7 protein-coding genes are annotated in these 6,682 nt (G+C 41.9%); 4 read left to right on the top strand and 3 right to left on the bottom strand.

The features are described from left to right. Nucleotides 1-1,591 (bottom strand): cation:proton antiporter (locus QNK26_RS02260; RefSeq protein WP_319220640.1); only part of this gene is annotated, 1,591 nt, incomplete at its 3' end. A gap of 309 nt (nucleotides 1,592-1,900) precedes the next feature. Between QNK26_RS02260 and QNK26_RS02255 the strand changes: the two genes are divergently transcribed. The 4 genes from QNK26_RS02255 to arsJ are packed head-to-tail and all read left to right on the top strand — an operon-like array spanning nucleotide 1,901 to nucleotide 5,564. Further along, entirely contained in the window at nucleotides 1,901-2,248 is a 348-nt protein-coding gene (locus QNK26_RS02255) for a metalloregulator ArsR/SmtB family transcription factor (protein WP_319220639.1), read from the top strand. An 8-nt stretch (nucleotides 2,249-2,256) separates the two neighbouring features. Next, complete coding sequence (arsB, locus tag QNK26_RS02250) at nucleotides 2,257-3,285, top strand: ACR3 family arsenite efflux transporter (protein ID WP_319220638.1); 1,029 nt, start codon at nucleotides 2,257-2,259, stop codon at nucleotides 3,283-3,285. Nucleotides 3,286-3,345: 60 nt separating this feature from the next. Continuing rightward, nucleotides 3,346-4,353: an ArsJ-associated glyceraldehyde-3-phosphate dehydrogenase gene (locus QNK26_RS02245; protein WP_319220637.1), complete on the top strand. Its 1,008-nt coding sequence runs from the start codon at nucleotides 3,346-3,348 to the stop codon at nucleotides 4,351-4,353. Continuing rightward, nucleotides 4,350-5,564 carry an organoarsenical effux MFS transporter ArsJ gene (arsJ, locus tag QNK26_RS02240; RefSeq protein WP_319220636.1) on the top strand — a complete coding sequence of 405 codons (1,215 nt, stop codon included), beginning with the start codon at nucleotides 4,350-4,352 and terminating at the stop codon, nucleotides 5,562-5,564. The genes QNK26_RS02245 and arsJ overlap by 4 nt, the downstream gene beginning before the upstream one ends. Nucleotides 5,565-5,640: 76 nt before the next feature. Here arsJ and QNK26_RS02235 read toward each other — a convergent pair whose 3' ends face one another. Together QNK26_RS02235 and QNK26_RS02230 are read right to left on the bottom strand one after the other, a co-directional pair. Continuing rightward, a complete protein-coding gene (locus tag QNK26_RS02235) occupies nucleotides 5,641-6,066 on the bottom strand; it encodes a hypothetical protein (RefSeq protein ID WP_319220635.1) in 426 nt (141 codons plus the stop codon). A gap of 91 nt (nucleotides 6,067-6,157) precedes the next feature. After that, nucleotides 6,158-6,631: an ASCH domain-containing protein gene (locus QNK26_RS02230; RefSeq protein ID WP_319220634.1), complete on the bottom strand. Its 474-nt coding sequence runs from the start codon at nucleotides 6,629-6,631 to the stop codon at nucleotides 6,158-6,160. Nucleotides 6,632-6,682 lie beyond the last annotated feature (51 nt).

Below are 6,682 nucleotides of genomic sequence, written 5' to 3'. Positions count from 1 at the left end.
GCGGTGTTGGAATGTTTAACTCAGTCCAAACATGGTGAGCAAAACCAGCGCCCGCTTCTTGGTACATGTTATAAACAGGATTAACCCCAAGCGCTCTCAGTTCATCTTCATCACTCTTAAAATGAGCCAGTGCCGCAACCTGAAAACTACAACGTTCCAGTTTATGTAGCTGCTCTGCCGCATAATGATTACCGTGATGATCCGGCATCGCTAATAACACCAGTTTAATGTTATCTGTCATCTCTAACTTATTCCAAAAGTCAGTATCCAGCGCATCGGCAGTGATGACACGTCGACCCAACTCACAATGATCTAAGGTTTTCTGATTATTGTAATCAAGCCCTAGCACTTTATCACCGTATTGCGTTTTCAATTCATCGTACGCACCAGCGCCAATACGACCCATCCCCATGACCAATATTTCGGCATCACCAAGTGACACGGGACGATCATCAATGTGTAATTCTGAGGCCTGAAAACGTACTAACTTATCAGTGAGATAATTATATATATCATCAGCATACTTATTAAGTAACGACGCGATCACAAAACTCAGCGATACCGCCAGTGCCGTAATAATCAACCAGTCCTGCGATAACCAACCTTCATAAGTCGCCAGTGCTGCGACAATCAAACCAAACTCACTGTAGTTGGCCAGCGAAAATGCAGCAAATAGTGACGTACGAGCACGTAATTTGAATTTAGCTAACGTTACGAAGTACAAAGCTATTTTACCAAATAATGCTATCGCTAAAATACCCGCCACGAACAAGTGATCAACAGTCGGCAGTCCGCCTAAACCAATACTGAGGAAGAAGCAAACCAATAACATCTCCTTCATATTAAACAAGGCTCTGGCCATCTGTTTGGCACTGGCATGGCCTGCTAATAACATACCCGCAATCAAAGCACCAAGATCCGCTTTCATGCCAACCGCTTCAAACAGTCCTGCACCAAGCACAAGGGCCAAGAAAATACCGTACAAAACCAACAGTTCGCCGTGACCAACTCTATCTAACAATTTAAACAACAAGGGGCGAATTAATGGTAAAGCGAATAAAATAACCGCAAACAACGACGGAATTTTACCGACTGATACGGTTAAAAATACCACGGCAAAGATATCTTGCATGATCAAGATACCAATCGCGATACGGCCATATAACGAGTTCGTTTCACTCTTTTCTTCAAGAATTTTAACTGCAAATACCGTACTTGAGAAACTTAAGGCAAATGCCACCAGCACTAGCGAGAAAGTATCTAAGTTAGTAAAGAAGGTTAACCCAACCTGTTTTAGGATAAATAAAACAACCGCGTAAAAAGCAATGCTGGCAAAGAGATGTACACTTGCCCCACCCCATACTTCGGCTTTAAACAAGGTGCGAATATCGAGCTTTAAGCCAATCGAGAACAAGAGTAAGGTGACACCAAGATCCGCAAATGTTTGCAAGCCCGCCGTCGCTTCAAAACCATAAAAATTAAGCGCAAAGCCAGCTAATAGAAAACCAACCATAGGCGGCAGCCCAGTAAGGTTAACAAGCATGCCAAAACTAAATGCTGTTGCAATAAAAAGTAAAAGAGTTATATCCATTAACGAGACCTGTATAAGGAGAACTAAGTGCCGATACTCCCGAGATGGTAACGGTGAGTATGATTAAGCGATAGCATTTATTTTTGAATTAATGCGTGAAATCAGTTCACTAATTCTAAGGTAATTAATGACATAGAACAATCTCTTTATACTACTTATTCAATACAAACAGCTGGTCATTGCTCAAGCATATGGCCATTTAAGTAGATAAAAACAGAATATAACAATTATTACATATACCGACTTGCGCATATAACATTTAGCGCATACACTACATATAACAAAAAACACATGTACTATCGAGGTTATATGCAACCAGCGCAACTTTTTAAACTCTTATCAGACGAAACACGTCTCAGAATCATCATGCTCATAGCTCAAGAAAAAGAGCTTTGTGTGTGTGAATTAATCTCGGCGCTCACTGCAAGTCAGCCAAGTATCTCACGCAATTTATCTCAGCTCCGTAAGTATGGCTTATTAGTTGATAGAAAATACAAACAGTGGGTCTTTTATGCCATCAATCCTGAATTAGCAACATGGATAAAATCAATTGTCGAGCTCAGCGCTCAACAACATAATAGCTTAATCACTGCTGATATACAGCGACTCAACGACATGGGCAAACGCCCAGAAAGAACACAACAACACTGCGGGTAGGAACTAACATGGGTATATTTGAACGGTATTTATCAGTCTGGGTAGCACTTGCAATCGCTACTGGTGTCACTTTAGGTGTTTGGCAACCTGACGTTTTTCAGTTAATTGCAAATTTAGAAATTGCACATGTTAATTTAGTGGTCGCGGTCTTTATCTGGATCATGATTTATCCGATGATGGTACAAATCGACTTTTCAGCGATTAAAGATGTCGGTAAAAATCCAAAAGGGTTATTCCTCACGGTATTCATTAATTGGATCGTGAAACCTTTTACTATGGCTGCCTTTGCTTGGTTATTTTTTAAAGTGCTTTTTGCTGATATGGTTGATCCCAACTCTGCACAAGAATATATTGCCGGTATGATCTTACTCGGCGTTGCACCATGTACCGCAATGGTATTTGTTTGGTCACAACTGACCAAAGGCGATGCAAATTATACTTTAGTACAAGTATCGGTGAACGATATCATCATGGTGTTTGCATTTGCACCTATCGCAGCATTTCTACTCGAAGTCAGTGATATCAACGTGCCTTGGGAGACCTTACTTATCTCTGTTGTACTCTATGTGGTATTACCCTTGATTGCCGGGATCCTGACCCGTAAAAAGTTAAACAAAGCCAATGACAAAGAAGCTATCCAACATGTGCTTGCCAAGTTAAAACCTTGGTCTATTTTAGGTTTACTCGCGACGGTTGTTTTGTTATTTGGTTTTCAGGCTAATACTTTAATTGACGATCCTAAGACCATTGTGCTTATCGCTATTCCGCTGGCATTGCAGACCTACATGATCTTTGCGATTACCTTTTTTGCGGCTAAAAAGTTAAAACTACCACATAACATCGCCGGTCCGGCATGCTTGATTGGTACCTCAAATTTCTTTGAGCTCGCAGTCGCCGTGGCTATTTCATTATTTGGTCTGCATTCTGGAGCAGCACTCGCCACGGTTGTTGGGGTACTCGTTGAAGTACCTATTATGCTGTCACTTGTCGCTATTATTAACCGCAGTAAAGATGTTTTTAACTATTCAAAGCCTTAATTACTACACTTAAATTAACTTAAAACATAAATTAACTTAATCTGTATTTTGGAGAATAAGATGACTATTAAAATCGGTATCAATGGGTTTGGCCGCATGGGTCGCTTGGCAATGCGCGCAGCGTTTAACTGGGCTGATGTAGAAATTGTCCAGATCAATGATCCGGCTGGTAATGCTGAGACGCTGGCACATTTACTTAATTTTGACTCTATTCATGGCCGTTGGGAACACCACGCTGATTATCTTGGTGATCGTATGATCATTGCCGATCACTTTATCCCTTGCACACGTAATACCGCAGTTGCAGATACCGATTGGTCAGATTGTGATGTGGTACTTGAAGCGTCAGGTAAAATAAAAACCACAGCGCTACTACAAGCCTATTTAGACCAAGGCGTTAAGCGTGTTGTTGTTACTGCACCAGTTAAAGAAAAAGGGGTATTAAACGTGGTGATGGGCGTAAATGACAATTTGTATAACAAAAACCAGCACCCGATTGTGACCGCTGCGTCTTGTACCACCAACTGCCTCGCGCCGGTGGTTAAAGTTTTAAAAGAAAAACTGGGGATAAAACATGGTTCAATGACCACGATCCACAATATCACCAATACCCAAACCATTCTGGATGCACCACACGCCGATTTACGCCGTGCGCGCGCATGCGGAACATCGTTAATTCCAACAACAACCGGCTCAGCAACCGCGATCACCAATATTTTTCCTGAGCTAACAGGTAAGTTAAATGGTCATGCGATCCGAGTGCCATTAGCCAACGCATCACTAACAGATTGTGTTTTTGAGGTTGAACGTGAAACCACGGCTGAGGAAGTGAATCGCTATTTCAAACAAGCCGCAAAAGCAGAGCTTAAAGGCATTTTGGGTTATGAGGAGCGTCCATTAGTATCCGTTGACTACAAAACCGATCCACGCTCAAGTATTATTGATGCCTTATCAACTATGGTGGTAAACGGCACTCAAGTTAAGATATATGCTTGGTATGACAATGAATGGGGTTATGCAAATCGCGCCGCAGAACTTGCTCGTATGGTGGGTCGCTCGGACAAATGATTAAAACGTTAGCGGGTATTTCCCCACAAATAAAACAATACCTCATCATTACCGGTAATTATTGGGCCTTTACCTTAACTGATGGCGCACTACGCATGCTGGTTGTGCTGTATTTTCATCAGCTTGGTTACAGCCCTGTTAATATCGCCATGTTGTTTTTGTTTTATGAAGTGTTCGGTGTCATCACTAATTTACTTGGTGGTTGGTTAGGTGCTCGTTTAGGGCTAAATAAAACCATGAATATTGGCTTGGCGATGCAAATTATTGCCTTGATGATGTTAACCGTACCCGCTGACATGCTGACTGTTGTTTATGTGATGCTCGCACAAGCTTTATCTGGTATTGCCAAAGACTTGAATAAGATGAGTGCCAAGAGTGCCATAAAGTTACTGGTGCCCAAGGGCAATGGCGATAGTAACAACAACAGACTGTACCAATGGGTGGCGATTTTAACCGGTTCTAAGAATGCGTTAAAAGGTATCGGTTTTTTCTTAGGTGGTGTGCTGCTAACAACGTTCGGATTCAAAGGCGCAATTCAGCTCATGGCGGTGATGCTGCTGACAGTCTGGATTGGGAGCTTACTCAGTTTGAAGGCTGAACTGGGAAAAGCCAAAAACAAGCCAAAATTTACTGAAATATTTTCTAAAAGTAGCTCAATTAATTTACTTTCTGCAGCGCGGTTATTTTTATTCGGTGCGCGAGATGTGTGGTTTGTAGTGGCACTACCGGTGTTTTTAGCGACCACCTTTAACTGGGATCATTGGTGGGTTGGCGGCTTTATGGCAAGCTGGGTTATCGGTTATGGCATGGTGCAATCAATCGCCCCACGCTTCACCGGCAGCACGCCATCACCACGCTCTGCCGCAGTCTGGGCTGGTTATCTCGCTGTTGTTCCTGCATTGATTGCTATCGCGCTGCACTACCAGTTCTATGTGCAATTTTCGATTATTGTCGGCTTATTGATATTTGGTGGTCTGTTTGCCATTAATTCATCATTACACAGCTATTTAATCGTGAATTTAGCCAGCAATGATGGTGTGTCAATGGATGTTGGCTTTTACTATATGGCTAACGCTATGGGACGCTTGATAGGTACTGTATTATCTGGTTGGGTATTTCAAGTTTACGGCTTGGAAATGTGTTTGTGGATATCGGCGCTATTTATCGTCACCTCGGCCTTGATTGCATTAAAACTAAAAGATACGTATTAATAGCAGGTTACAGTGTTCGTTCGATATGATGTGAGTTCTATACAGTATCAATCGAGCGCTGTAACCTGTTCTATGGCTAAGGATGTTGCTTGATGTATTCCGGCTGGACGACGCTTTCAACATACAAGGTTAATGCTGCCAGCTCTTTTGAATCCCAAGCAAACATATCAGCTTGCATTGGTTTCAACATACAAAATTGCACCATCTGCTCTGCAGTCACAGACATCAGCCCAGTTTGGTCTTCCACCATAGCCACATAATGGGGGTAAGGTTGTTTAAAGGTCGCATTTAATGCACTACCACCAGTATGGCAAGTACCACAAGCAAGCCCGCTGTTACCAATAGTTGGATCTTGCCATAATTGTTCACCATAACTTAACAAGCCTTCCTGGCTACCGCTATAAACAGGATCACTCGCTTGCCTCACAACAGTGCTGATCTGGTCATCGTCACAAGCTGTTAAGGTTAATACAGCCGCTATCGCTAATATTTTTATTTTCATCAATTTATAACTCCCTCTATAATTACAATCACCTTTAAACATAGACGAAATTACACATGTCGGGCCATGATTCCATAATAACAACTAACTATTAAGCCGCTGCGGCATGCACTACTTGAAAATGCTCCAATACCAGCTCCATATCTTCACTTATTTCTATTTCAGCAGTCAGGCATTCTTTTGCAAAGAAATCCCAATGTGCAACTCGCCACCAATCAAGGCTACGATCGCCTTCGCCTTCAGAATAGGCAAACTCTGCAGTTACATCCACATACTTACATTCACTCACCGCCGTTATCTCAACAATAGATGTAGGTTCGCCACTCCAATCTGTGACCACTAATAAATGCCCCACTTTTGGCATAGGTTCAGCACCCGATTGATACCAATGCTTCATACTACAAGTCGCAGTTTTAATGCCTTTACTGATTAAATCGGCGCAGTGATTCGCATTCACTTCATCATTGCAAAAATAATCGGCACTAAATGATGTGTAACGTTGGCGCTCTATTTCTGTCAACGAGGCCAAGTATTCATTCAGAAATTGTTGCGTTCTCTGATCCATATTCACTCCAAAAACAAAACATTATCAATATCTTAAATGTTTTGTTTTTAA

The sequence above is a fragment of the Moritella sp. genome (assembly GCF_033791185.1).
In the GTDB taxonomy this organism is placed as follows: domain Bacteria; phylum Pseudomonadota; class Gammaproteobacteria; order Enterobacterales; family Moritellaceae; genus Moritella.
This window is presented reverse-complemented; position numbering and strand designations above follow the sequence as displayed.

What these genes read in the sequence shown, in the direction of transcription:
- QNK26_RS02235 (WP_319220635.1), bottom strand. Translation starts at nt 6,066, where the DNA reads ATGAAAATAAAAATATTAGCGATAGCGGCTGTATTAACCTTAACAGCT.
- QNK26_RS02255 (WP_319220639.1), top strand. Translation starts at nt 1,901, where the DNA reads ATGCAACCAGCGCAACTTTTTAAACTCTTATCAGACGAAACACGTCTC.
- QNK26_RS02230 (WP_319220634.1), bottom strand. Translation starts at nt 6,631, where the DNA reads ATGGATCAGAGAACGCAACAATTTCTGAATGAATACTTGGCCTCGTTG.
- QNK26_RS02245 (WP_319220637.1), top strand. Translation starts at nt 3,346, where the DNA reads ATGACTATTAAAATCGGTATCAATGGGTTTGGCCGCATGGGTCGCTTG.
- arsJ (WP_319220636.1), top strand. Translation starts at nt 4,350, where the DNA reads ATGATTAAAACGTTAGCGGGTATTTCCCCACAAATAAAACAATACCTC.
- arsB (WP_319220638.1), top strand. Translation starts at nt 2,257, where the DNA reads ATGGGTATATTTGAACGGTATTTATCAGTCTGGGTAGCACTTGCAATC.